This window comes from Brucella sp. TWI559 (genome assembly GCF_039674265.1).
Lineage (GTDB): Bacteria > Pseudomonadota > Alphaproteobacteria > Rhizobiales > Rhizobiaceae > Brucella > Brucella chromiisoli.
Genome location: NZ_JBDJNE010000001.1, coordinates 564,359 through 588,440 on the forward strand (window position 1 = coordinate 564,359; position 24,082 = coordinate 588,440).

The window sequence follows — 24,082 nt, forward strand, 5'->3', positions numbered from 1 at the left end:
TTGATCAGCCGTTTGAGGCGAGCAGTGACAGCGTGTGAACGTTGTCTTCGCCTTCCTGATCAAGGAGACGGGTCGGATATTCACCCGTGAAATAGTGATCTGTAAAGGCAGGGGCCTTTGGATCACGTGCTTCACCACCAACTGCTTTGTACAGTCCGTCAATCGACAGAAACGCCAGCGAATCCGCACCGATATAACGACACATCGCCTCCAGACTGTCATACTGGTTCGCCAGCAGCTTTTCGCGGTCGGGCGTATCAATCCCGTAGAAATCCGGGTGGAAAATCATCGGGCTTGCGACGCGAATATGCACTTCCTTGGCACCGGCATCGCGGATCATCTGCACGATCTTGACGGAGGTTGTGCCGCGCACGATGGAATCATCCACCAGCACAACGCGCTTGCCTTCAATCATCGCGCGATTGGCCGAATGCTTGAGCTTCACACCAAGGGCACGGATACTCTGCGTTGGTTCGATGAACGTGCGGCCGACATAATGATTGCGAATAATACCATATTCAAACGGAATACCACTGGCCTGCGCAAAGCCAAGCGCCGCAGGCGTTCCGCCATCTGGTACAGGCACCACAACATCGGCTTCGATTGGCGCTTCCTTGGCCAGATTCATGCCCATGTTCTTGCGCGCAACATAAACGCTGCGACCGCCGACAACTGAGTCCGGGCGCGCGAAATAGACATATTCAAACAGGCAGAGGCGTTCTGGTTGCGGGTTTTCCGGCTTGATACAATCGGTGGTGATGGAGCCATCTTTCTGAATTTCACAGATGATGACTTCGCCATTTTCAACGTCGCGGATATATTTCGCGCCGATAATATCAAGCGCACAGGTTTCCGAGCAGAAGATCGGCTTGCCGTCGAGTTCACCCATCACCAGCGGGCGGATACCAATAGAATCACGCGCTGCAATCAGCTTGGTGCGGGTCAATGCCAGCATCGCATAACCACCCTCAACCTGACGGATCGCATCGACAAAGCGATCACTCGACGAGGCTTGACGTGAGCGTGCAATCATGTGCAGCACGACTTCGGTGTCCGATGTTGCCTGAAAGATAGCGCCTGAAGCAATCAGCTGCTTGCGCAGTGTAATGCCATTGGTGAAATTGCCGTTATGGGCAATCGCGATGCCGCCAACTTCCAGCTCTGCGAAAAGCGGCTGCACATTGCGCAGGATCGTTTCGCCGGTCGTGGAATAACGCACATGGCCAATGGCGCGGTCGCCGGGCAGGCGGTTGAGCGTCGAAGCATCGGTGAAGTGGTCGCCCACCAGACCCATATGCCGTTCCGAATGGAAGCGGCGGTTGTGATAGGAAACGATACCGGCAGCTTCCTGTCCGCGATGCTGCAAAGCATGCAGACCAAGAGCCGTCAGCGCTGCGGCGTCCTCATGGCCAAGAATGCCAAATACACCGCACTCTTCATGCAACGTATCATCGTCCAGCATAAAGGAGTTTTCGTCATGCGATTGTTGGAACATTGTCCGCAAGGCCTTTCGATTGCGGTTACTAAAAGCAACATTTACAGGAAAGAGCGCTATTTTAAAAGCGGTCCCTTACATGCTGTGCGTTTCAGCCGCTGATATAATGTAAGACTTTGACTAAAAACAGATGAAACCGACAGCTTTATGCTGCCGGTTTCAAAAAATGGTGTTCAGGATCAGTTTGCAGCCGGTGTGTCGTCCGGTACCGGCTGTTCGGCAGGGGCGCCTGCGGGAGCCTGCGTTTCCTGACCCGGCTTGAACTGCTTGATAGCCGATTCAGGATCTGCCGGAAGCAAATCAATCAGTTGTTGGCCAAAGGAATCGAGCATTGGCTTGGATTTCGCATTATTGACCCATGCTGGCTGGTTTGTCGGAACCAGCCAGTTGAAGAACAGCATTGCAACAACAACGAGCAATACGCCGCGCGCAGCACCGAACAAAAAGCCTAAGGTGCGGTCGAGCGCACCGATGCGGCTGTCGATGATGAAATCGGCAATCTTCATGGTGATCAGCGAGACAACAATCAGAACAACAAGGAAAACTGCGCCAGCGGCTGCAATCTTCGCGATTGTTTCGTTGTTAATGTAAGGCTGCAGGTAAGGCAGCACCGGCTGATAAAAGAGATATGCGGCTGCGGCGGCTGCGGCCCATGAAACCAGCGACAGGACTTCGCGAGAAAAACCGCGTACCATCGCCAGAACGGCGGAAACCAGCGTTATCCCGAGTAAAATTCCATCAAGCAAGGTAATCGGCATTCTGGCCTGTCCTTAATTTATACGCACCGGCTTTACCGCGTGCGGGGCAGTCAAATTTGCAATAGTTTAACAGCGGAAAGTTGACGAAATCTTCCCATGCTAAAGCTCATTAATTTCAACGATCTACAGCGTGATAGCCTCAGATCAAGTTTTTTTACCCGGTCCCGATGCGGCAATGCGCACCACAAGGTCCGAAAGTGCTGTTGTTTCCATAAGGCCGAAGTTGCGATCTTTCCAGAGTTCGCTGCTTCCACCAGGAACAACGGCTTGTCTGAAGCCAAGCTTTTCGGCTTCTTTCAGTCTCTGTACTGCATGTGAAACCGCACGAACAGCACCTGAAAGGCTGATTTCGCCGAAATGAACACAATCTGCAGGGAGCGCAATGCCTGCAATTGATGAAACAAGCGCTGCAGCCACCGCAATATCGGCTGCCGGTTCGCTGATACGATAGCCGCCTGCCACATTGAGATAAACATCATGCTGACCAAAGCGCACGCCGCAATGTGATTCGAGTACAGCCAGAATCATTGCAAGACGGCTTCCGTCCCAACCCACAACGGCGCGCCGCGGTGTGCCGAGCGAGGAGGGAGAAACGAGCGCTTGTATTTCGACCAGCACCGGGCGCGTGCCTTCCATGCCTGCAAAAACCGCAGCACCCGGCGATTTTTCGTTGCGCTCGCCAAGAAACAGTTCAGACGGATTGGTCACTTCACGCAAACCACCGTCTGACATTTCAAAGACGCCGATTTCGTCGGTCGGCCCGAAACGGTTTTTGACGGTCCGCAAAATGCGATACTGATGCCCACCTTCGCCTTCAAAATAAAGAACACCATCGACCATATGTTCAACCACGCGCGGACCGGCAATCTGGCCTTCCTTGGTGACGTGGCCGACGAGAACAACGGCAGCACCTGTCTGCTTGGCATAGCGGATCATGGCTTGTGCGGAGGAACGCACTTGTGTCACCGTACCGGGCGCGGAATCTGCCATATCGGTCCAGAGTGTCTGGATCGAATCGATGATCACGAGGTCGGGCCGCTTGCCATCGGAAACAGTTGCAAGAATGTCTTCGACATTGGTTTCGGCAGCCAGTTCAACCGAAGAACTGGCAACGCCCAATCGTTGCGCACGCAGACGAATCTGCGCAACCGCTTCTTCGCCTGACACATAGACGATGCGGTGCCCGCGATTGGCAAGGGCTGCTGCTGCCTGAGTCAGGAGCGTGGATTTACCAATACCGGGATCACCGCCAATCAGGATGGCAGAGCCGCGCACAAAGCCACCGCCGGTGACGCGATCAAGCTCGCTGATACCGGAAATGATGCGCGGGGCATCTTCAATTTCACCCGATAGCGAGGTGAGGGCAACCGCACGGCCTTTGCGCTTTGAAAGCATGGAGCCGGGGCCGGAACCAATGCCGCTATTGGTGCCTTCTTCGACGAGCGTATTCCACTCGCCGCAAGAGTCGCACTTGCCCGCCCAGCGCGTATGAACCGCGCCACAATTCTGGCAGATGAACTGAACGCGTGCCTTGGCCATCAGGCACGCTCTTTTTTGATGAGAATACTATTCATATTGTTCCGGGATATAAGACCCCTCGGCCAGATCTGCAAATCGCGTAAACTCAGCCTGGAAGGCAAGCTTGACCGTGCCCGTTGGTCCGTGACGCTGCTTTGCGACGATAACGTCGGCAGTGCCGCGCACTTTTTCAAAATGTTGTTTCCACTCTTCATATTTCGGGTCAAACTCATCGCGGGGTTCGAGGTTTTTGACGTAATATTCTTCGCGGAACACGAAAAGCACCACGTCCGCATCCTGCTCGATCGAACCCGATTCACGAAGATCGGAGAGCTGTGGGCGTTTGTCGTCGCGGCTTTCCACCTGACGCGAAAGCTGTGAGAGCGCAATGATCGGAACATTGAGTTCCTTGCCAAGCGCTTTGAGGCCGGTGGTGATTTCGGTAATTTCCTGCACGCGGTTTTGCGCGGAAGCCTTGGATGAGCCAGTCATCAGCTGCACATAGTCGATCACCAGAACATCAAGGCCACGCTGGCGCTTGAGACGTCGCGCGCGGGCTGCAAGCTGCGCAATCGAAATACCACCGGTCTGATCGATATAAAGCGGAATCTTCTGCATGTGCTGCGAACAGGCGACCAGCTTTTCAAAATCTGATTCGGTAATATCGCCGCGGCGGATTTTCGAGGAGGAAACTTCCGTTTGCTCGGAAATAATACGCGTTGCAAGCTGTTCCGCAGACATTTCGAGCGAGAAGAAACCGACAACGCCGCCGTTCTTGGCCTTCATTGTGCCATCGGCCTGCTGTTCGGCCTCATAGGCATTGGCGATGTTGAACGCGATATTGGTTGCAAGCGAGGTCTTCCCCATACCCGGACGACCCGCCAGAATGATCAAGTCGGAAGGCTGCAAACCGCCCATCTTGTTATCAAGTGTGTGAATGCCTGTAGACACCCCCGATAGATGACCATCGCGCATGAAAGCGGCATTGGCCATATCGACGGCGGTGGTGACCGCATCTTTAAAGGCCTGAAAACCGCCGTCATAACGACCGGTTTCTGCCAGTTCGAACAACCGGCGTTCGGCATCTTCGATCTGCTCTTGCGGCGCATTATCGACCGGCGCATCATAAGCAACGTTCACCATGTCTTCGCCAATGCCAATCAAAGCGCGGCGCGTCGCAAGATCATAGATCGCGCGGCCATAGTCTTCGGCATTGATGATGGTGACGGCTTCGGTCGCAAGGCGCGCCACATACTGGAATACGGTCAAATCACCGATCTTGCCTTCATTTGGCAGGAAGGTCTTCATCGTGACCGGATTGGCCATTTTGCCAACGCGAATGAGATCGGTCGAAATCTCATAGATGCGACGATGCAAAGGCTCAAAAAAATGGGTCGGCTTCAGAAAGTCGGAAACACGGTAAAACGCATCATTGTTGATCAGAATAGCACCCAACAGTGCCTGTTCTGCTTCAATGTTGTGAGGAGCTTCCCGATAAAGCGCGTCTTTTTGATCGCGCGCATCGTCAAGTTTGCGTACCGCCGCTTCCGCCATGTTCGTCTATCCTGTCTCTGATCTTCCCAGCTAGGCCTGAAGTGAAGCCAAACGCAACGCAGCCTCAAGGTGATTCCTGCTGGAAGTGACAAGCTATACCATGATTCACAGGCTTCCACAGTTCGCTGTTCAATCTTTTGCACGGAGGCTTGACGAGCGTTGTGATCCATAATGGCGGCTGCTACGAAACAAAAAAACAAACCTCAGAGGGATTCTTTGCATGCGTTATCGTCTTTTATCTGCATGGCTGTCAGCCATCGCTTTTTTTTCACTTTTGTCGCTTCCTGTGGCCGCAGCGGAGCCGATCCAGGTTAAGGTTTTTATCGCGGCAATGTTCGAGATTGGCAAAAATAGCGGTGATCGCGCTGGCGAATTTCAGAACTGGTATGAACGCTATTGGAAAGATGCAAAACCCATCGAGGTAAAAGGCGCTTTCAAGCCGGTCTATTGCAATGACGATGGTGTGTGTGGGGCGGTCCTTGGCATGGGAAAAGTCAACTCGTCTGCCAGCATGCAGGCGATTCTGCTCGATCCGGCCTTTGATTTCTCAAAAAGCTATTACGTTTTGTCTGGGGTTGCAGGCACTCCGCCTTCGCGTGGGACGATCGGGGATGTGAGTTGGGCGACATGGCTTGTTGATTATGATCTTGGGCACCGTTGGGCGCCGGAAGAAGGCAAATCGGGTGAACCGGTGTTTATGCCACGCAAAGGCTATGAAGATTATCGCGTTTTCAAGCTCAATCCCGATCTGGTCGCCGCTGCCATGCGTCTTGGCAAAGACGTGAAGCTTGAAGATTCCGAAGAAGCTCAAGCTTATCGCATGCGTTACCCCAATAAAGCCGCACAGTCAGCGCCATCTTTGAAGGAAGGTAGCCATATGACGGGTTATACGTTCTTCCACGGTCCGGGCCTGTCTGATGAAGCACAGTATATTGCTAAGCTTTACGGTGCGGATGACTATCTGATCACTGAAATGGAAGCAGCGGCGATTGCGCTTGTTATCAAGCGTCAGTTCGGAACAGACCGCATTCTCAGTTTGCGCGGCGCGGTCAATTTTGATCAGGGCAATCCGAACGAAACAACACTCCAGCACCTTGATCCGGCACCCGGTGAAACCGCAGGTGGTTTCGCTGAAACAGTCAGGAACATCTATCTTGTCGGTGCGCCGGTCGTCGATGACATCACAACCAATTGGGACAAGTGGGAAGCCGGTGTTCCCCAAGAAAAGTAAGGTGAGGTGGTCTGTGTGAGCGATTCACGCAGACCATTTTTCCAGCTTGTCTTTTTATGCTTTCACGCGCTTTTTTGGCATTTGCGTTTCGCTGTTGGCGCCTTTGGGCGCGCTATCGAGCCTTTTTAAGCGCTTTTCCTCTGCCTCAATGTAATTGCGTGTGAGCGGAACAGCTTCCTGCTTGTGCGCAATTTGAATGTGGAACACCATCATATTCTGCCAACGGAACGCACTTTCAGAAGCAGCAAGATAAAACTCCCACATACGGCAGAAGCGCTCGTCATACAGCGCCTTGGCTTCCTCGCGGCGAGCCATAAAAGCATAGCGCCATTCTTTGAGCGTTTCCGCATAATGAAGCCGTAGGATTTCAATGTCAGTCACATAAAGTCCTGCCTTTTCGATATGCGGGAGGACTTCTGAAAGGGCAGGGATATAGCCACCGGGGAAAATATATTTGCGGATGAATGGATTGGTTGCACCGGGGCCGTCTGCGCGGCCTATAGCGTGGAGCAGAAAAACACCATCCGGTTTCAACAGCCGCGCGGCATGCTGGAAATATTCCGCAAAGTGACCAACACCCACGTGTTCAAACATGCCAACTGATACCAGCCGGTCAAACTGATCATCAATGTTGCGATAGTCGGTAAGCTGAAACTTTGCGCGGTCCGTGAGATCTTCCTCGGCGGCGCGTCTATTGGCAATAGCGTGCTGTTCTTCTGAAAGCGTGACACCGGTCACATTGGCTTTGAGATAACGGGCGAGATAAAGCCCCATACCACCCCAGCCACAACCAATATCCAATATCTTATCGCCTTCATTGGCGAGAAGTTTCGCTGCAATATGGCGTTTCTTCGCGAGTTGGGCTTCAGCCAGTGTCGCATTGGGCGTTTCGAAATAGGCGCAGGAATATTGCTTGTCCGGATCAAGAAAGAGATCGTAAAGCGCGCCTGAAAGATCATAATGGCTTTTGATATTGCTGGATGAGCGCGCAATGGTATTCATTTGCTGGAAGCGACGCAACAGCACCCGAATTTTGCCGACGGCTTTCATCCATGGCTCGGTCGCAGCCGTAGGACCTGTGTTTTCGAAGACGATCTTGAGCAGATTATAGATGTCGCCATCAATAAAATCGATTTCGCCATCCATGAAACATTCGGCTAGTTTTAACTCTGGATCAAACGCCACCGCGCGTTCGGCACGACGCGTATTAAAACGCATGTGAACCGGTTCCCCGGTCTTGTCCCCATATTGAAAAACATTCCCATCAGAATCGGTGACCGACAGATCACCCACTTTGATCATATGCACTAAAACTGTTCGCAGCATTGCATGCATAGGCCCCATCTCCCTCCTCAGAGCGCCTTGCGTCCACAGGACGCGCAAGAGACGCTCTAATCTTCAGGTTCGCATCGTGTTTTCCAAAATCGATTCCGATTTTGGGTCGATGCATGATTGGAGCAAGTGCAAACATTCGTACGGTTGCATGGCAGAGCGGCGTGTTCCCTGAATTATGCGCCGCGCTGTCATCAGATTTCAGGCAATTCCCCTTCGGTCAATTGGCCTCTGGCTTATAGCCTGAGCAAGCACGAACGTTTCCGTCAGCACCCTCTCCAATCACAATCTAATATGAAGAATAGGCAAATTTTCTGATCTGAAAAGAGAAAATGCCCGACGGAGACCGCCGGGCATGATCATATAAAGTTTACCATTGTGGGAATGCCTGCAATAAAAGCAGGCACGCACAACTCAATCGACGGCTAAATTAAGCCTGATCTTCTGCTTCTTCGTCTTCGTCGAAGAATTCTTCAGCAAGAGGAGCTTCTTCGATGCCGTAAATGGCTTCGATCGAAGTCAGGTCTTCACCCTTTGCCTGACGTTCAGCTTCTTCAGTTGAACGAGCGATGTTTACGGAAACCGTAACTTCGACTTCAGGATGCAGCGAGATGACGATTTCATGCACGCCAATGGCCTTGATTGGATGCTTCAGTTCAACCTGGTTGCGGTGCAGGTTGAAGCCATTTGCAGTGATGATGTCAGCGATGTCACGGGTCGAAACCGAACCGTAGAGCTGACCGGTTTCACCAGCCGAACGAACAACGATGAAGGATTCGCCATCAAGCTTGGTTGCAACGGCTTCAGCTTCTGTCTTGCGCTCAAGGTTCTGAGCTTCGAGCTGTGCGCGCTGGCCTTCGAACTTCTTGAGGTTGGCTTCGTTGGCACGAAGAGCCTTGCCCTGTGGCAGAAGGAAGTTACGGGCAAAGCCGTCCTTAACCTTGACAGTGTCGCCCATCTGACCGAGGCGAGCGATGCGTTCCAGAAGAATAACGTCCATTTGAGTTTCCTTTCGAGATTTAAATTTGGATTTATTGGTTGTCTGTGTTCGGAATTTTCGAAATTGGTGCGCCGCGCGATGTATCGAAAAGGCCGAAAACCATGAAGACGACAAGCAGGAATGCGAAGAGTATGATCGCGACATAGATGAGCCAGAGCGCGACCGGGCGCCATGGCTTGCCACGCGTGCGCTGATGGAAGGTCGCAAGACCTGCAATCATGAAACCGAAGCTCAGTGCACCCGCAACCACCGTCGCAATGAGACCGGCAGGGCCCGGCAAGAATGCAACAGCAAGTGCGACCGCAAAAACCAAAAGCGCTGGGCGTGGCATCCGCATGGTTGCGGGCCAGTCATCACGCGGACGGCGCAGCCGGCCCGAAAGGGCGGTCAGACGCAGAGCCAGATAAAGATTGCCGACGAGAATAGCCAGGCACGCTGCAGGCTGAACTGCTGGCAGTGCCACCATCAAAAGTGCACTGACATTCTGGCGCATCTCGTCGCTTGGCGTGAATTGTGGGTCAGCGGCTGCGAGGCTGTCGATCAAGGTGTTGGCGAATTCTCGTGCCAAATCTGGTCCGAAGCCCAGAATAAAACCGATGATGATGAAGCTTGCAGCAACCATCAGCGCGAGACGGAAAACGATGTCCGACAGCGGATACCAGACCATCAAATCCTTCGGGCCGCCGAGTTCGGAGGCAGGGCGGGCAAGGCCTGAAAGATAAGCACCGATCGCCGCTGGCGCATAGCTTGTCAGAGCCATAAGCAGCGCTGCTAAAGGTGCTGCAACGACACCAACAGCAAGGGTGGCGCAAGCAGCAGCGATAATTCCCGCGCTCGAACCCCAGCCCAGTGCAGCAACAAAAATCGGTAGCGGTGTCAGGAAATAGAGAACCACCGCCATACCCGACTGGGCGATGACGCCAGACGACATCAGTGCCGAGGCAAGCCCCGCCAATATGCCGACTCCAATAATGGTTCCATTGAACTTCATAAATTCGCTGTCCTGCTCCGGCTTTACCGGTTTTGCAGTTAGAGGCGGCGTTTCCACGCGATAGCCCCAACTTGGGATTTTCGTACTCCGGTTACGCCCATCGTATCCGGGAAGAATCGGGAGGCGACGAATCGCCTCCCCAAAAGTCTTACTTCACTCAGACCTTACTTAACAACGTATGGAAGCAAGCCGAGGAAACGAGCGCGCTTGATCGCCTTGGCGAGTTCACGCTGCTTCTTCTGGCTGACAGCCGTAATACGCGAAGGAACGATTTTGCCGCGTTCCGAAATATAACGCTGCAGGAGCTTGATGTCCTTGTAGTCGATCTTCGGTGCATTTGGACCTGTAAAAGGGCAGGTCTTGCGACGACGATGGAAGGGACGACGGGTTGGGATCTGATTGATATCAACCATGATTATGCTCCTTCGCCAGCTTCGTTGTCACGTGGACGACGTGGGCCACGATCACCGCGATCACCACGGTCGAAACCGCCTTCACGTGGACGGCGTGGGCCGCGGTCATCACCATCGCGGTCACGACGTTCGTCGCGGCGCGAAAGCATAGCCGACTGGCCTTCTTCGTGTTCTTCAACGCGGATGGTCATGAAACGAAGAACGTCTTCGTTGATACGCATCTGGCGTTCCATTTCAGCAACGGCTGCTGCCGGTGCATCAATGTTTACGAGCGTGTAATACGCCTTGCGATTCTTCTTGATGCGGTAGGTGAGGGGACGAAGACCCCAGTTTTCAACCTTACCGACCTTGCCGCCATTAGCTTCGAGGACACCCTTGTACTGTTCGACGAGAGCGTCGACCTGCTGCTGGGAAATGTCCTGGCGGGCAAGAAGCACATGTTCATAAAGAGCCATTGGCTTTGCCTTTCTTCTGTTTCATTTCGCTGACACTAACGGCTAAGCCTCTGCGACTTCTCTTTTGCCGGAAAACCGGAGAAGAAAGGACGCTTGGGTAAAGACAATCGAGAGCGGAGACACGGGAGGCAGAAGCGCTTACGACTTCCACGGACAATTCAACAAAGTGTTGAAGAACTGCACGCTCCTCCGTTCAGCCCCCAGCTAATGCCAGCAACGAACGGGCGCTCAATACGTGCTTTTCCCCTGCTTTGCAAGCGTTGGGGATCGTAAAAAACCACAAATACTTGACTTTTCGCCCTGTGATGGGGCACATCGCGCAAAATTGTTGTATTAAAGTGAGGCATTCATGGCGGTAGCATTCACCTTTCCGGGGCAGGGTAGCCAGGCAGTTGGCATGGGCAAAGCTTTGGCCGAGCAGTTCGCTGAAGCGCGCGCTGTTTTCGAGGAGGTGGACGCGGCTCTGGGTGAAAAGCTTTCCGCCACGATGTTCGAAGGCCCGGAAGATGTGCTCACTCTGACCGCCAATGCGCAGCCGGCCTTGATGGCTGTTTCCATTGCGACGCTGCGCGTCATGGAAGCGCAGGGCTTTTCGTTGAAAGACAAGGTTGCCTATGTTGCCGGCCATTCGCTTGGCGAATATTCAGCCCTTTGTGCTGCCGGTACTTTTTCGCTCGCCGATACCGCGCGTCTGTTGCGCATTCGTGGCAATGCGATGCAAAAGGCTGTTCCGGTTGGTGAAGGCGCAATGGCCGCCATTATCGGTCTTGAGCACAGCGATGTTGAATCCATCTGCGCGGAAGCCAAAGCTTCTGGCCCGGTCCAGATCGCAAATGACAATGGCGGCGGTCAGCTTGTGATTTCAGGCGCCAAGGCTGCTGTAGAACTTGCAGCTTCGCTTGCTTCTCAAAAGGGCGCCAAGCGCGCCATCATGCTGCCTGTCTCTGCACCGTTCCATTCGACACTGATGGCTCCTGCTGCCGACGCCATGCGCGAAGCGCTGGCACAAGTTGAAAAGCACAATCCGGTTGTACCGCTCATTGCCAATGTGCGCGCGGCACCTGTGACGGATGCCAATGAGATTGCCGATTTGCTGGTTGAACAGGTCACAGGCCAGGTGCGCTGGCGCGAAACTGTCGAATGGTTTGCAGGCAATGGCGTCACGACGCTTTATGAAGTAGGTTCAGGCAAAGTCCTGACGGGTCTTGCGCGCCGCATTTCCAAAGATGTGAGCGGCGTAACCGTTGGTTCGGCTGAAGAAATAGCTGCGGCGCTCGCTGCATTGAATAGCTAAAGGATCTGAGATGTTTGATCTGACTGGCCGCAAGGCTCTTGTAACCGGTGCGACCGGAGGCTTAGGTGAAGCGATTGCCCGTGCACTTCATGCACAGGGCGCAATCGTCGGCCTGCATGGCACACGCGAAGAAAAGCTCAAAGAACTGGCTGCCGATCTCGGCGAGCGCACTTTCATTTTTCCTGCCAACCTTTCCGACCGCGAAGCCGTCAAGGCACTTGGCCAGAAGGCTGAGGAAGAAATGGGCGGCATCGACATTCTCGTCAACAATGCCGGCATCACCCGTGATGGCCTTTTTGTGCGTATGAGCGACGAAGACTGGGATGCGGTGCTCAATGTCAATCTGACGTCTGTGTTCAATCTGACGCGCGAATTGACCCATCCGATGATGCGCCGCCGCAATGGCCGTATCATCAATATTACGTCGATTGTCGGTGTGACTGGCAATCCGGGTCAGGCAAATTATTGCGCGTCCAAGGCTGGTCTGATCGGCTTTTCGAAGTCGCTGGCGCAGGAAATCGCAAGCCGTAATGTCACGGTGAACTGCATTGCTCCGGGCTTCATCGAATCGGCGATGACCGACAAGCTGAACGAGAAGCAGAAGGAAGCAATCATGGGCAGTATCCCCATGAAGCGTATGGGCGTTGGTGGTGATATTGCTGCTGCGGTTGTTTATCTTGCAAGCGACGAAGCTGCATACGTGACTGGTCAGACGCTGCATATCAATGGCGGCATGGCTATGATTTGATGGTCTTTTACAGGCTGTTCAATCAATATTTTACGGTATAAAAAGTCTTAAAGTCGGATGGTGAAAACCAAAATGCGCTTTGCCTCGCTCAAGAAGCATGGTAATGCGCCCGACGAGAGTTCCGGTGTTTCGATAGAGAGATGCCGTAATCCTGTTCCGCAAGGAATATCCACAGGATGTCTGTCAAAGGAAGTGTACTCTAAACTTGGCAGGCATCTTATAACTTGATTACAATCATGCATGCCGCTAACCAAGGCAGAGCAAGTAAACAAACAGGTCGAGGTTCCGACATGAGCGATACCGCAGAGCGCGTCAAGAAAATCGTTGTTGAGCATCTGGGTGTAGATGCCGACAAGGTCACCGAAGGTGCAAGCTTCATCGATGATCTTGGTGCAGACAGCCTCGACACCGTCGAGCTGGTCATGGCTTTCGAAGAAGAATTCGGCGTTGAAATTCCTGATGACGCAGCAGAAACGATCCTCACGGTCGGCGACGCTGTAAAGTTCATCGATAAGGCTTCTGCCTAATCTGAGCTTAAGGGCTGGGATTCTTCCGAATCCCGGCCCTGCTTGTCTTCTGGTCAGGCGTTTAAGCCCTGTGCCCGGAAAAAGCGAAGGACGATTGCTGGAAATGGCCCGATGCGGTCGTTTCATATGCAGTTCGATATTTAAGTGAGCATCGTCCGTATGAGGCATTTTCGCCTGCGGGATGGCTCCAATGAAATTTATCAAATTTAAGGGGTGGATATGAGGCGTGTCGTCATCACCGGTCTTGGTTTGGTGTCGCCGCTGGCAAGCGGTGTCGAAGAGACCTGGAAACGTCTTGTTGCCGGTGAAAGCGGTGCTCGCCGCATCACAGAGTTTGAAGTTGATGATCTGGCCTGCCAGATCGCCTGCCGTATTCCGGTTGGCGATGGCATCAATGGCACCTTCAATCCCGACCTCCATATGGAACAAAAGGAACAGCGCAAGGTTGATCCGTTCATCGTTTATGCGGTCGGCGCTGCCGATCAGGCATTGGACGATGCAAACTGGCATCCGGAAAGCGACGAAGATCAGATTCGCACCGGCGTTCTGATTGGTTCCGGTATTGGTGGTATTGAGGGCATTGTTGAAGCTGGCTATACGCTGCGCGACAAAGGCCCCCGCCGTATTTCGCCTTTCTTCATTCCCGGTCGTCTGATCAATCTGGCTTCCGGCCATGTTTCCATCAAACACGGACTGCGCGGCCCCAACCATTCCGTGGTAACGGCGTGCGCAACCGGAACTCATGCCATTGGCGATGCAGCGCGTCTGATCGCTTTTGGCGATGCAGATGTGATGGTTGCCGGTGGTACGGAATCGCCGGTTAGCCGCATTTCGCTGGCAGGTTTTGCCGCATGCAAGGCGCTGTCCACCAAGCGCAATGACGATCCGACCGCAGCTTCGCGTCCTTATGACAGTGACCGCGATGGTTTCGTCATGGGTGAGGGTGCAGGCGTTGTGGTTCTCGAAGAGCTGGACCATGCTCTTGCACGCGGTGCAAAGATTTACGCCGAAGTGGTTGGCTATGGCCTTTCGGGTGACGCTTATCACATCACGGCTCCTACCGAGAGCGGCGAAGGTGCAGAGCGCTGCATGGTTGCGGCACTGAAGCGCGCAGACATTGCTCCTGATCAGGTTGATTACATCAATGCACATGGCACGTCGACCATGGCCGATACAATCGAACTGGGTGCCGTTGAACGCGTCGTCGGTGATGCGGCTTCGAAGATTTCCATGTCTTCGACAAAATCCGCAATCGGCCATCTGCTTGGTGCTGCTGGCGCTGCAGAAGCGATCTTCTCAACGCTGGCAATTCGCGACAACATTGCGCCACCAACGCTTAATCTGGACAATCCGGCGGTCGAAACCAAAATTGATCTGGTTCCGCACAAAGCGCGCGAACGCAAAATCGATGTGGCTTTGTCGAATTCGTTCGGCTTTGGTGGCACAAACGCTTCGTTGGTTCTGCGCCGTTACTCTTGAGTAGATTACTAAGAAATGACGATTTATTCAAAAACGCGGGGATTTCTCCGCGTTTTTGCCAAAATATAACCCGATGCGATGTTTAAACCTGCTAATTGCGTTAGTGTGATCTGACAGAATTTGTTTGATTTGTATGCCGTTTCATATGAGGTTCAGGACGAGGTGATGGAGTGAGTTCAGAAGAAAAGCCCGGAGCCGGTCCTGCTGAGCAGCAGCCACAGGCTACCGCAACACCTGAACAGGCAGCGGCATCCAAGCCTTTCGTGCCAAAGTCGGCTTCAGAGGCTCTTCGCCCGGAACCGGGTACGCCGCCGCCGCGCAAGCGGTCGCGTCATGCGCGTAGCCAGATCGTCGTCTTCATGAATTTCATGTTGTCGCTGCTGGTGCTGCTTCTGCTTGGCGCCTCGGCGCTGTTCTATTTTGGCAAGCTTCAGTTTGACGCTGCTGGTCCTCTGACCGCGGAAACCACCTTCCTCGTGAAGCGTGGTGCCGGTGTGTCGGAAGTTTCCAACAGCCTCGAAAACCGCGAAATCGTCAGTGATGCCCGTATTTTCCGTTATGGTATGCGCGCTTACGGTCATGAAAATGATCTGAAAGCTGGCGAATATGCCATCCCAGCCGGTGCGACGATGCGCGATGTGATGAATATTCTCATCAGTGGCAAGTCGATCATGTATCCGCTGACAATCCCGGAAGGTCTGACGGTCAAGCAGGTCTTCGATCGTATTTCGGCAGATCCAATATTGGTTGGCGACATGCCAAAAGAAATGCCGCCGGAAGGCGGGCTTTTTACCGATACGCTTAATTTCACACGCGGTACAACGCGCGAAGAAATCATCAACCGCATGATTGCATCGCAGCAGAAGCTGATTGATGAAACGTGGGAGAAGCGTCGCCCTGATCTGCCGATCAAGGACAAGAATGAGTTCGTGACGCTTGCTTCGATTGTTGAAAAAGAAACGGGCATTGCTTCGGAGCGCCCGCATGTGGCTTCGGTCTTTGTCAATCGTTTGAACAAGGGCATGCGCATCCAGTCCGATCCGACGATCATCTATGGATTGTTTGGCGGTGCAGGTAAGCCATCCGATCGCCCGATCTTCAAGTCGGACCTCGAAAAGCCAACGCCATATAATACTTATATTATCAATGGACTTCCGCCGACACCCATTGCCAATCCGGGTCGTGCAGCGCTTGAAGCTGTAGCCAATCCGCTGGATACGGAAGACCTCTATTTCGTGGCGGATGGGACAGGCGGTCATGTCTTTTCCAAGACCTTGGCCGAACATAACGCCAATGTGCGCAAATGGCGTGCGGTTGAACAGGAAAAGAACCAGCTACAGCAGCAAAACACCGCCCAGTAATGGGCGGTTTTATTTCGCATTGAGGGAAAGAGCATATGGCGCTTCAGAGTATGACGGGGTTTGCGCGCCACGCGATGCAATATGGCGCAGCGGATAATGAAGCGCGCATCGTTTGGGAAGTTCGCTCGGTCAATGGCAAGGGACTGGATCTGCGGCTGCGTCTGCCACAGGGGCTGGAAAGCGCTGAACACGCCGTGCGCTCGCTTCTGGCGCGCTATTTTTCACGCGGCAACTTTCAGGCCAGTCTCGCGGTTGAACGCGCAGAAGCGCAGGCAGGCTTCACCATCAATAAAGCGATGCTTGATGAGGTGCTGAAACTTGGTGCGGAACTACAGGCCCGCCATGGACTTCAGCCTGCAAGCGTTGATGGCATTCTGTCACTGCGCGGTATTATCGATCAGGCACAGGTCAGCGATGACGAAAATGCCCGTGCAGGCCTTGAGGCCGCGGTCGTCGCGGCTTTTGAGGGGGCGCTGAAAGCGATTGCCGAAGCGCGCACGCATGAGGGACAGTCGCTTTTCACTATTTTATCCGGGCATGTCGATACGATTGAACGACTGACGCAGGAAGCACGCAATGATCCTTCCCGCAGCATAGAAGCCATTCGTACAAAGCTGAACAATCAAGTGGCTTTGCTGATGGAAACTGGACGCGATTTTGATGACGCGCGGCTTTATCAGGAAGCGGCTTTTCTGGCGACAAAGGCAGATATTCAGGAAGAGCTGGATCGGCTTGAAACCCATGTGGCGTCTGCGCGCAAGCTACTTGCTGACGGTGGCCCAATCGGGCGCAAGCTTGACTTTCTTTCACAGGAATTTAATCGCGAAGCCAATACGCTTTGCTCAAAATCGAATGCAGCGTCGATCACGGCAATCGGCCTTGAGCTGAAAGCGGTTGTCGATCAGTTTCGCGAACAGGTACAGAATCTGGAGTAACGGAAAATGGCCATCTCTTCGGTCGAATATGGCATTGCACGCAGAGGCTTGATGGTGGTGATTTCGTCGCCATCGGGCGCGGGAAAATCCACAATCGCGCGGCAGCTGCTCAGTGATCCGGATATGAAACTGTCGCTGTCGATCTCCGTCACCACACGTGAGCGTCGCCAGAGCGAAATCAACGGCGTCCATTATCATTTCATCACCAAGCGTGAATTTGAACGGCTGCGTGATAATGACGAGTTGATCGAATGGGCGGAAGTGCACGGCAATTTCTACGGAACATTGCGCCAGACCGCTGAGGAAGCGCTTGCGGACGGCCAGGACATGCTGTTTGACATCGACTGGCAGGGGGCCGAGCAATTGCAGGCCAAAATGCCTGCCGATGTAGTGTCGATCTTCATTCTGCCGCCCACGATGCGCGAATTGCAGAACCGTCTTAACCGCCGGGCGGAAGATGCCGCTGATGTGATCGAAACCCGTTTGCAGAATGCGCGTTTTGAAATCCAGAAATGGGTGAAATACGACTATATCGTCATCAATGAGGACCTTGAGCGCTCCTATTCCGGCATCAAAGGGATTATCGTTGCCGAGCGTCTGCGCCGCGATCGCCGTCCGGGCCTTTTTGATTTTGTCGAAGGGCTTTTGGAGGAAAACCCGGAAATCTGAAAGCAGGCAAAGAGCGGACACCGGAAGGCATACGGGTGAATGCTATTCGGGCTCGCACGACCAATACGCTCAATCGCGCACAGGGCGGCAATCCTGATCGACCTATAGGATTGCCGCCATAACACCTATGGGACGGGCGGAACGACATTGCAAAAACCGCTCTGTGGCTCGCATCCGACAATCAGGATTGGTGAGCAGAACGGTGATCACGGTTACCGATGGGCTGACTGCTTGATCGCAATAAAAATTGCACGGAATGATAATTTCAATCAAGCAGAATGAGGATCGCATCCACCACGGCCAGCGTGAAAAGCAGGGCGATCATGCTCGCCGCCGCAATCACCATCATGCGCTTCTGGCGTGAGCGCTTCTCAGGCTGTTTCCCGCTCCAGTCATATGGCGTTTCAGGCATCGTCTCCTCCGTCACACAATCCTGAATGAGTTTGCACTTTATACGCTTTGGATTGCAATATGATGGCCTTTATCAAATTGCTGTTTCGCTGGCATGCCTGATTGCGTTGAGAATACGGCTCCGTATCATGCCGCTGACAGGCCGGATCAGATACCAGTAAGGTGTGAAACGCCGGTGGCTGGCGCGATCCGGGCAAAAAATACGCGTCTCGGTGACAAGGCGCGTTTTGCCGTCTTGTTCGGTAACGGTGAAGGCCAGTGCAAGCTTTGCAACGCCGGGTAACTTGAAAGCCAGATAATCGTCAGCGCTTTGCATCTTATAGAGGCCGAAATCCGTTTTCCAGAATTGCCCCACGAGTCCGTAAACCAGTGCTTCGCCGGGCCGATGTTCGAGCAGTGTAAATTCATGCAGGCCAAAAGGTGGCGCAACAGCCTTTTCGCGCCCACGCAATTGTGCAAGCGCGCGCATAGGCATTTCACGCAATGCAATCATGCTGCGGAAAAACGCGTCTGTTTCGGGCTTGTAGCTCATGGCTGCCCGCAAGACGACTTCCGGTGAAGCGCTGACATCACAACCATGCACTTCGCTGAAACCATAATCTGGCAGATATTTGTTGATCAGTTGCATGAGCAGGATTTAAACCGCCGTGCCGCCGACCGTCACCTGATCCATGCGAAGGTGCGGCTGACCAACGCCGACCGGAACCCATTGTCCGCCCTTACCGCAATTGCCGGAGCCGGTATCAAGTTTCATGTCATTGCCAATCATCGAAATACGCTGCATCGCATCCGGGCCATTGCCGATCAGCATTGCGCCCTTGATCGGCGCGCCTATCTTGCCGTCTTCGATCATATAGGCTTCCGTGCAGCCGAACACGAACTTGCCGGAGGTGATGTCGACTTGTCCGCCACCAAAAGAGACGGCATAAATCCCTTTCTTCATGGAAGCGATGATCTCTTCCGGTGATTTGTCACCCGACAGCATATAGGTGTTGGTCATGCGCGGCATAGGGGCGTGTGCATAGGATTCACGCCGCCCGTTGCCGGTAGCACTCATCCCCATCAGGCGCGCGTTTTGACGGTCCTGCATATAATTGACGAGCTTGCCATCTTCGATCAGCACCGTGCGATTGGTCGGTGTTCCTTCGTCATCAATGGTCAGCGAGCCGCGACGCTCGGAAATCGTGCCATCATCAACGACCGTGACGCCCTTCGATGCAACCTGCTGACCGAGCAGACCTGCAAAGGCAGATGTTTTCTTGCGGTTGAAGTCGCCTTCAAGTCCGTGACCGACCGCTTCATGCAGCATGACGCCCGGCCAGCCGTTGCCAAGCACAATGTCGTAAGTGCCAGCGGGCGCGGGGATGGCTTCCAGATTGACGAGCGCCTGACGCAGTGCTTCATCGGCAACGCCTTGCCAGCTTTCGGTGGTGATGAAATCGCCAAAGCCTTTGCGTCCGCCGAGTGTGTGCGAGCCGGATTCCTGACGGTCACCATTGCCGGCCACAACCGAAACACTCAGGCGCACCATCGGGCGAATATCGCGCACGAAATGGCCATCGGCACGGAGAATTTCCACCTGCTGCCATGATCCGGCGATGGAAACAGAAACCTGCCGCACTTTGGGGTCTTTGGCGCGTAAATAAGCGTCTATCTTTTGCAAAAGCTGAACCTTTGCATCAAAGGTTGGCGAGCCGATCGGGTTTTCGTCGGTATAAAGATGGCGGTTGGTGCCTGCGGGGGCGGCGGCATAGGCGCCGCTGTGGCCCGTTAAAGTGGCTGAAACGGCCTCGGAAGCGCGCTTGAGCGCTGCAAGTGACAAGTCTCCGGCATGGGCATAGCCAATGGCTTCGCCGGCAACTGCGCGCAGACCAAACCCCTGATCCTGATTGAAAGAGCCAGTTTTGAGGCGTCCATTGTCGAAAACAAGTGCTTCCGCCTCCCGATATTCCATGAACAGCTCGCCATCGTCACTGCCCTTCAGGCTTTGCGAAACAAGGCGTTCTATATCGTCGCGGTTGGCATCGAAACTATCGATCAGGCTCTTCATAAAATAAATCCTGCGGCATGTGTTTGCCACAGGATGTAAGCGTTAAATCGGTCGAGAACAACCTTGAGCTTATGGCAAAGCGTCGAAGCCTTCACCAAATCCCTTTAAATCTACAGGAATGCCCACACCTTCTTCAGGCGTTTGGAAGACGATGAAGGTTGCAGACTTGCCGTTGCGGAACGTCTTGAGCAGCTCATCTTCAAGGATGACCTCTGCATAGCAGCCATCTTCAAAGCAGCGCACAAAATAAGCGCGACCGATATCCTTGCCATCGACATTGAGGCCAAGGCCGTTTGGCAGCAGCACGCCGAGTGGGGCGAGAACGCGCAGGATGCGCGCTTTGTTGTCGGCTGTCTTCAGAACCACAACCGATAGACCAAGTTCTGGGCGTTTAGCCGCAACCACGTTTTGTATAAGCGCGCATTGTTCGGTCTTGGCACCCGCTGGCGTATCGCAGAGAATTGCCCACGCACCATGCTGAGACTTGAGCGTGCCGCTCTGCTGCGGTGTTGCTGGCGATTGCGGCTGTGCTGCCGGTGCCTGCGTTGGCGCTGGAAGCTGCGCGGGCTTTTCCTGCGCTAGGGATGGCGTTGTTGCGACTGCCACAGCAAGAGCAGCACTCGCTGCAAGGGTGGCAAGACGGGGGAAAATCGAGCAGCGGGCGGATGGACGGAAAAACATGAAATCTCCAGATCGAATCACCGTGACGTTACCGTGCGAAGCAGGCCGTGAAAAGCTATTGTCGCCTCCGGGCCATAATCGCAAAGGCAATGCCGGTTTTGCACCCAGATGCGTCCCAAGATGCGTTTGGGCAGTTATATCCATTTTCGATCGGCACGGTAACGGAAACCTCTTGCTAAATCATGGCTTCATTATGGGTTTCTGTGGGTTTTCCCAAGTTTTCGTCATGCAAAGAACCTCAAGCAAGCGCGCAGGATGCGGGGCTCTGACGCAGGGCTGCGCGCAAAAATGCCGCACAGGAACATATTCGCCTCGCTTGCGGTGTGCGGTAAGGTGTGGTTTGAACGCTGACGGGGGATACGGCCGTCTTAACGTCCGGCGTCCAAGCCTGCAAGGGCGAAAAGGGAGAGAGTTCTGGTGGATAAATTTGTTGCCACAACGAGGGGCGCCGTCGTTGGTGCTATCGCATTGCTGTGGACAAGCGGTGCCGCTCTGGCGGATCAGCCGCGTCCGTGGGAAATGACATTTCAAGCTGCTGCTACGGGTATTGCCGAGCAGATTCATTGGTTCGAGCGTTATACGCTCTGGTTTATCGTACCCATCACACTGCTTGTGCTGGTTTTGCTGTTCTGGTGCGCTTTCAAGTTTCGCGCGAACGCAAATCCTGAACCATCCAAGACCAGCCACAATACGGCAATTGAGGTCATCTGGACGGTGGGTCCGGTGATTGTACTGCTTTTTCTGGCGGTGCCATCATTCCAGCTCCTGACGGCGCAATATTCGCCCGAAGATCCTTCGCTGACCGTCAAGGCGACGGGGTATCAGTGGTACTGGGGCTATGAGTATCAGACCGAGACGCCGGTCAGTTTTGATTCTCTTATCCTAAAGGATGGAGAGCGGGCTGCGGCTGGCAAAGAAAACCGCGCTATCTATCCGCGTCTTCTGACTGTTGACAATGAAGTTGTCGTGCCGGTTGGAACGACAGTCCGCCTTCTGGTCACCGCCGCCGATGTTATCCATTCATGGACAATTCCGGCTTTTGGCGTGAAGATGGATGCTATTCCGGGTCGCATCAATGAGGCTTGGTTCAAGGCTGACAAAGAAGGCCTTTATTACGGCCAGTGTTCGGAACTATGTGGCAAGGATCACGCTTACATGCCGATTGCCGTGCGTGTTGTCTCGGACGAGCAATATAACACATGGCTCACGGCCGCAGCGTCGGACCTTCAGGGTGCGAACAAGGCGCTTCAGGCTGAGCTTGAAGGCGATACAAATGATAAAGTAGCTGCGGCGGGTCTTTAAGACTTCGATACGCAAGACTGTTGAAAAACGGGAGCGAATTCCATGGCTGGCACAGCAGCTCACGAGCATGGAGCCCACGACGACCATAAGCCAAAGGGCTGGGTACGCTGGGTTTACTCGACCAATCATAAAGACATCGGTACTCTTTACCTGATTTTTGCAATCACGGCGGGCATCATTGGCGGCGCATTGTCGATCGCCATGCGTGCCGAGTTGCAGGAGCCGGGTATTCAGATTTTCCATGGCCTTGCGGCGATGGTTTATGGCGTTGAGGGCGATGCTGCTCTGGATGCCGGCAAGCACATGTTCAATGTGTTCACCTCGATGCATGCGCTGATCATGATCTTCTTCATGGTCATGCCTGCATTGATCGGTGGTTATGCCAACTGGATGATTCCGCTGATGATCGGCGCGCCGGATATGGCGTTCCCACGCATGAACAACATTTCCTTCTGGCTGCTGCCACCTGCATTGCTGCTGCTGTTGATCTCGCTGTTTATGCCTGCTTCACCCGGTACATGGGGTGTTGGCGGTGGCTGGACGCTTTATCCGCCGCTTTCAACCAGTGGCCAGCCGGGACCGGCGATCGATTTCGCCATTCTGGCGCTCCATATCGCGGGTGTGTCTTCGATCCTTGGTGCGATCAACTTCATTACCACCATTCTTAATATGCGTGCTCCGGGCATGACGCTGCACAAGATGCCGCTCTTTGCATGGTCTGTCCTCGTGACTGCGTTCCTGCTTCTGTTGTCGCTGCCGGTTCTTGCAGGCGGTATTACGATGCTGCTGACAGACCGCAATTTTGGTACGACCTTCTTCTCACCGGAAGGTGGCGGTGATCCAATTCTCTACCAGCATCTGTTCTGGTTCTTCGGTCACCCGGAAGTTTACATTCTGATCCTGCCGGGATTTGGCATCGTCAGCCACATCATTTCGACCTTCTCGCGCAAGCCGATTTTCGGTTATCTCGGCATGGCCTATGCGATGGTTGCGATTGGTGTGGTCGGCTTCGTGGTCTGGGCGCATCACATGTATACGGTCGGGTTGTCACTCGATACGCAGCGTTACTTCATGTTCGCAACGATGGTGATTGCGGTGCCAACGGGCATCAAGATTTTCTCATGGATCGCGACGATGTGGGGTGGCTCCATCACCTTCCGCGCGCCGATGCTCTGGGCTGTTGGCTTCATCTTCCTGTTTACCATTGGTGGTGTGACGGGTGTGCAGCTTGCCAATGCCGGTCTCGACCGGGCTTTGCATGACACATATTATGTGGTTGCACATTTCCATTACGTGCTGTCGCTGGGTGCTGTGTTCGCAATCTTTGCAGGCTGGTATTACTGGTTCCCGAAGATGAGCGGCTACATGTACGATGAGTTCACTGCGAAGCTGCACTTCTGGGTGACGTTTGTCGGCGTTAATCTGGTGTTTTTCCCGCAGCATTTCCTCGGTCTTGCTGGTATGCCGCGTCGCTATATCGACTATCCGGATGCCTATGCGGGCTGGAACATGGTGTCGTCTTACGGCTCTTACATTTCCGGCTTTGCCGTGCTGATCTTCCTCTACAATGTGTTTGAAGCATTTGCGAAGAAGCGAGAAGCAGGTGCAAACCCATGGGGTCCGGGTGCGACAACGCTCGAATGGCAGCTTTCATCGCCGCCACCATACCATCAGTGGGAACAGTTGCCGCGTATCAAGTAACGTTTATGACGGGGGCGAATCTGTGAAATGGGTTCGCCCTTTTGTAAAACTATGATATGTGCGAGCGGCATTCAGCTATGTCAGCCCTTGGCTGGCGTTGCGGTTCGGAAAATCCGATAGGGGTGAATGCATTTCCGGGAGGTAGGGTTTGTTGGAATATCGGTGGGCGTTCAGGGC

General features: G+C 53.8%; 23 protein-coding genes. 10 read left to right on the forward strand and 13 right to left on the reverse strand.

Features of this window, described 5'->3' with window-relative positions:
- Positions 1 to 4 precede the first annotated feature (4 nt).
- The 4 genes from purF to ABE530_RS02645 all read right to left on the reverse strand — a co-directional run bounded on the left by purF (position 5) and on the right by ABE530_RS02645 (position 5,325).
- Positions 5 to 1,462: an amidophosphoribosyltransferase gene (gene purF / locus ABE530_RS02630; protein ID WP_323054536.1), complete on the reverse strand. Its 1,458-nt coding sequence runs from the start codon at positions 1,460 to 1,462 to the stop codon at positions 5 to 7.
- A gap of 212 nt (positions 1,463 to 1,674) precedes the next feature.
- Positions 1,675 to 2,253 (reverse strand): CvpA family protein, encoded by a 579-nt coding sequence (locus tag ABE530_RS02635; protein ID WP_265983089.1) that lies wholly within the window; start codon positions 2,251 to 2,253, stop codon positions 1,675 to 1,677.
- 144 nt (positions 2,254 to 2,397) lie between these two features.
- The gene (gene radA / locus ABE530_RS02640) at positions 2,398 to 3,792 is read right to left on the reverse strand and encodes a DNA repair protein RadA (protein WP_499693491.1); all 1,395 of its coding nucleotides are present in this window, start codon (positions 3,790 to 3,792) and stop codon (positions 2,398 to 2,400) included.
- 27 nt (positions 3,793 to 3,819) lie between these two features.
- Complete coding sequence (locus tag ABE530_RS02645) at positions 3,820 to 5,325, reverse strand: replicative DNA helicase (protein WP_265983091.1); 1,506 nt, start codon at positions 5,323 to 5,325, stop codon at positions 3,820 to 3,822.
- A 220-nt stretch (positions 5,326 to 5,545) separates the two neighbouring features.
- Here ABE530_RS02645 and ABE530_RS02650 point away from each other — a divergent pair, with 220 nt between their 5' ends.
- Positions 5,546 to 6,556 carry a purine-nucleoside phosphorylase gene (locus ABE530_RS02650; protein ID WP_499693492.1) on the forward strand — a complete coding sequence of 337 codons (1,011 nt, stop codon included), beginning with the start codon at positions 5,546 to 5,548 and terminating at the stop codon, positions 6,554 to 6,556.
- 54 nt (positions 6,557 to 6,610) lie between these two features.
- Here ABE530_RS02650 and ABE530_RS02655 read toward each other — a convergent pair whose 3' ends face one another.
- The 5 genes from ABE530_RS02655 to rpsF form a co-directional block, all read right to left on the reverse strand.
- Positions 6,611 to 7,891, reverse strand: coding sequence for a cyclopropane fatty acid synthase (locus ABE530_RS02655; protein ID WP_499693493.1), 1,281 nt, complete (start codon positions 7,889 to 7,891; stop codon positions 6,611 to 6,613).
- A gap of 427 nt (positions 7,892 to 8,318) precedes the next feature.
- Complete coding sequence (gene rplI, locus ABE530_RS02660; protein WP_265983094.1) at positions 8,319 to 8,888, reverse strand: 50S ribosomal protein L9; 570 nt, start codon at positions 8,886 to 8,888, stop codon at positions 8,319 to 8,321.
- A gap of 31 nt (positions 8,889 to 8,919) precedes the next feature.
- Positions 8,920 to 9,879, reverse strand: a complete 960-nt coding sequence (locus ABE530_RS02665; protein ID WP_499693662.1) for a DUF2232 domain-containing protein — start codon at positions 9,877 to 9,879, stop codon at positions 8,920 to 8,922.
- 164 nt (positions 9,880 to 10,043) lie between these two features.
- Complete coding sequence (gene rpsR, locus ABE530_RS02670; RefSeq protein ID WP_022712184.1) at positions 10,044 to 10,292, reverse strand: 30S ribosomal protein S18; 249 nt, start codon at positions 10,290 to 10,292, stop codon at positions 10,044 to 10,046.
- A 2-nt stretch (positions 10,293 to 10,294) separates the two neighbouring features.
- The gene (gene rpsF / locus ABE530_RS02675; protein ID WP_265983095.1) at positions 10,295 to 10,747 is read right to left on the reverse strand and encodes a 30S ribosomal protein S6; all 453 of its coding nucleotides are present in this window, start codon (positions 10,745 to 10,747) and stop codon (positions 10,295 to 10,297) included.
- A gap of 349 nt (positions 10,748 to 11,096) precedes the next feature.
- On the opposite strand from rpsF, the gene fabD reads away from it, so the two are divergent.
- From fabD to gmk, 7 genes are all read left to right on the forward strand, one after another.
- On the forward strand, positions 11,097 to 12,041 hold the full coding sequence (gene fabD, locus ABE530_RS02680; RefSeq protein WP_396996501.1) for an ACP S-malonyltransferase: 945 nt from the start codon (positions 11,097 to 11,099) through the stop codon (positions 12,039 to 12,041).
- 10 nt (positions 12,042 to 12,051) lie between these two features.
- Entirely contained in the window at positions 12,052 to 12,789 is a 738-nt protein-coding gene (fabG, locus tag ABE530_RS02685; protein WP_265983097.1) for a 3-oxoacyl-[acyl-carrier-protein] reductase, read from the forward strand.
- 290 nt (positions 12,790 to 13,079) lie between these two features.
- Complete coding sequence (locus tag ABE530_RS02690) at positions 13,080 to 13,316, forward strand: acyl carrier protein (RefSeq protein ID WP_002963616.1); 237 nt, start codon at positions 13,080 to 13,082, stop codon at positions 13,314 to 13,316.
- Between the two features lie 219 nt (positions 13,317 to 13,535).
- Entirely contained in the window at positions 13,536 to 14,795 is a 1,260-nt protein-coding gene (gene fabF, locus ABE530_RS02695) for a beta-ketoacyl-ACP synthase II (RefSeq protein WP_499693494.1), read from the forward strand.
- A gap of 170 nt (positions 14,796 to 14,965) precedes the next feature.
- On the forward strand, positions 14,966 to 16,156 hold the full coding sequence (gene mltG / locus ABE530_RS02700) for an endolytic transglycosylase MltG (protein WP_265983099.1): 1,191 nt from the start codon (positions 14,966 to 14,968) through the stop codon (positions 16,154 to 16,156).
- A gap of 35 nt (positions 16,157 to 16,191) precedes the next feature.
- Positions 16,192 to 17,091, forward strand: coding sequence for a YicC/YloC family endoribonuclease (locus ABE530_RS02705; protein WP_499693495.1), 900 nt, complete (start codon positions 16,192 to 16,194; stop codon positions 17,089 to 17,091).
- A gap of 6 nt (positions 17,092 to 17,097) precedes the next feature.
- Positions 17,098 to 17,760, forward strand: coding sequence for a guanylate kinase (gmk, locus tag ABE530_RS02710; protein WP_265983101.1), 663 nt, complete (start codon positions 17,098 to 17,100; stop codon positions 17,758 to 17,760).
- Between the two features lie 265 nt (positions 17,761 to 18,025).
- Here the strand turns inward: gmk and ABE530_RS02715 are convergent, their stop codons facing one another.
- From ABE530_RS02715 to ABE530_RS02730, 4 genes are all read right to left on the reverse strand, one after another.
- The gene (locus tag ABE530_RS02715) at positions 18,026 to 18,172 is read right to left on the reverse strand and encodes a hypothetical protein (protein ID WP_499693496.1); all 147 of its coding nucleotides are present in this window, start codon (positions 18,170 to 18,172) and stop codon (positions 18,026 to 18,028) included.
- Positions 18,173 to 18,244: 72 nt separating this feature from the next.
- Positions 18,245 to 18,799: a hypothetical protein gene (locus tag ABE530_RS02720; RefSeq protein WP_499693497.1), complete on the reverse strand. Its 555-nt coding sequence runs from the start codon at positions 18,797 to 18,799 to the stop codon at positions 18,245 to 18,247.
- Positions 18,800 to 18,808: 9 nt separating this feature from the next.
- Entirely contained in the window at positions 18,809 to 20,221 is a 1,413-nt protein-coding gene (gene tldD / locus ABE530_RS02725; RefSeq protein ID WP_499693498.1) for a metalloprotease TldD, read from the reverse strand.
- Between the two features lie 69 nt (positions 20,222 to 20,290).
- The gene (locus ABE530_RS02730) at positions 20,291 to 20,902 is read right to left on the reverse strand and encodes an invasion associated locus B family protein (protein ID WP_499693499.1); all 612 of its coding nucleotides are present in this window, start codon (positions 20,900 to 20,902) and stop codon (positions 20,291 to 20,293) included.
- 417 nt (positions 20,903 to 21,319) lie between these two features.
- Here ABE530_RS02730 and coxB point away from each other — a divergent pair, with 417 nt between their 5' ends.
- Both coxB and ctaD read left to right on the forward strand, forming a co-directional pair.
- Positions 21,320 to 22,204 (forward strand): cytochrome c oxidase subunit II, encoded by an 885-nt coding sequence (coxB, locus tag ABE530_RS02735; RefSeq protein WP_265983106.1) that lies wholly within the window; start codon positions 21,320 to 21,322, stop codon positions 22,202 to 22,204.
- A 42-nt stretch (positions 22,205 to 22,246) separates the two neighbouring features.
- Complete coding sequence (gene ctaD / locus ABE530_RS02740; protein WP_265983107.1) at positions 22,247 to 23,905, forward strand: cytochrome c oxidase subunit I; 1,659 nt, start codon at positions 22,247 to 22,249, stop codon at positions 23,903 to 23,905.
- Positions 23,906 to 24,082: the final 177 nt, after the last annotated feature.

Bases quoted from the DNA above. Each gene is read 5' to 3' on its own strand.
- purF (WP_323054536.1), bottom strand. From the start codon at position 1,462: ATGCTGGACGATGATACGTTGCATGAAGAGTGCGGTGTATTTGGCATT.
- ABE530_RS02635 (WP_265983089.1), bottom strand. From the start codon at position 2,253: ATGCCGATTACCTTGCTTGATGGAATTTTACTCGGGATAACGCTGGTT.
- radA (WP_499693491.1), bottom strand. From the start codon at position 3,792: ATGGCCAAGGCACGCGTTCAGTTCATCTGCCAGAATTGTGGCGCGGTT.
- ABE530_RS02645 (WP_265983091.1), bottom strand. From the start codon at position 5,325: ATGGCGGAAGCGGCGGTACGCAAACTTGACGATGCGCGCGATCAAAAA.
- ABE530_RS02650 (WP_499693492.1), top strand. From the start codon at position 5,546: ATGCGTTATCGTCTTTTATCTGCATGGCTGTCAGCCATCGCTTTTTTT.
- ABE530_RS02655 (WP_499693493.1), bottom strand. From the start codon at position 7,891: ATGCATGCAATGCTGCGAACAGTTTTAGTGCATATGATCAAAGTGGGT.
- rplI (WP_265983094.1), bottom strand. From the start codon at position 8,888: ATGGACGTTATTCTTCTGGAACGCATCGCTCGCCTCGGTCAGATGGGC.
- ABE530_RS02665 (WP_499693662.1), bottom strand. From the start codon at position 9,879: ATGAAGTTCAATGGAACCATTATTGGAGTCGGCATATTGGCGGGGCTT.
- rpsR (WP_022712184.1), bottom strand. From the start codon at position 10,292: ATGGTTGATATCAATCAGATCCCAACCCGTCGTCCCTTCCATCGTCGT.
- rpsF (WP_265983095.1), bottom strand. From the start codon at position 10,747: ATGGCTCTTTATGAACATGTGCTTCTTGCCCGCCAGGACATTTCCCAG.
- fabD (WP_396996501.1), top strand. From the start codon at position 11,097: ATGGCGGTAGCATTCACCTTTCCGGGGCAGGGTAGCCAGGCAGTTGGC.
- fabG (WP_265983097.1), top strand. From the start codon at position 12,052: ATGTTTGATCTGACTGGCCGCAAGGCTCTTGTAACCGGTGCGACCGGA.
- ABE530_RS02690 (WP_002963616.1), top strand. From the start codon at position 13,080: ATGAGCGATACCGCAGAGCGCGTCAAGAAAATCGTTGTTGAGCATCTG.
- fabF (WP_499693494.1), top strand. From the start codon at position 13,536: ATGAGGCGTGTCGTCATCACCGGTCTTGGTTTGGTGTCGCCGCTGGCA.
- ABE530_RS02705 (WP_499693495.1), top strand. From the start codon at position 16,192: ATGGCGCTTCAGAGTATGACGGGGTTTGCGCGCCACGCGATGCAATAT.
- gmk (WP_265983101.1), top strand. From the start codon at position 17,098: ATGGCCATCTCTTCGGTCGAATATGGCATTGCACGCAGAGGCTTGATG.
- ABE530_RS02715 (WP_499693496.1), bottom strand. From the start codon at position 18,172: ATGCCTGAAACGCCATATGACTGGAGCGGGAAACAGCCTGAGAAGCGC.
- ABE530_RS02720 (WP_499693497.1), bottom strand. From the start codon at position 18,799: ATGCAACTGATCAACAAATATCTGCCAGATTATGGTTTCAGCGAAGTG.
- tldD (WP_499693498.1), bottom strand. From the start codon at position 20,221: ATGAAGAGCCTGATCGATAGTTTCGATGCCAACCGCGACGATATAGAA.
- ABE530_RS02730 (WP_499693499.1), bottom strand. From the start codon at position 20,902: ATGTTTTTCCGTCCATCCGCCCGCTGCTCGATTTTCCCCCGTCTTGCC.
- ctaD (WP_265983107.1), top strand. From the start codon at position 22,247: ATGGCTGGCACAGCAGCTCACGAGCATGGAGCCCACGACGACCATAAG.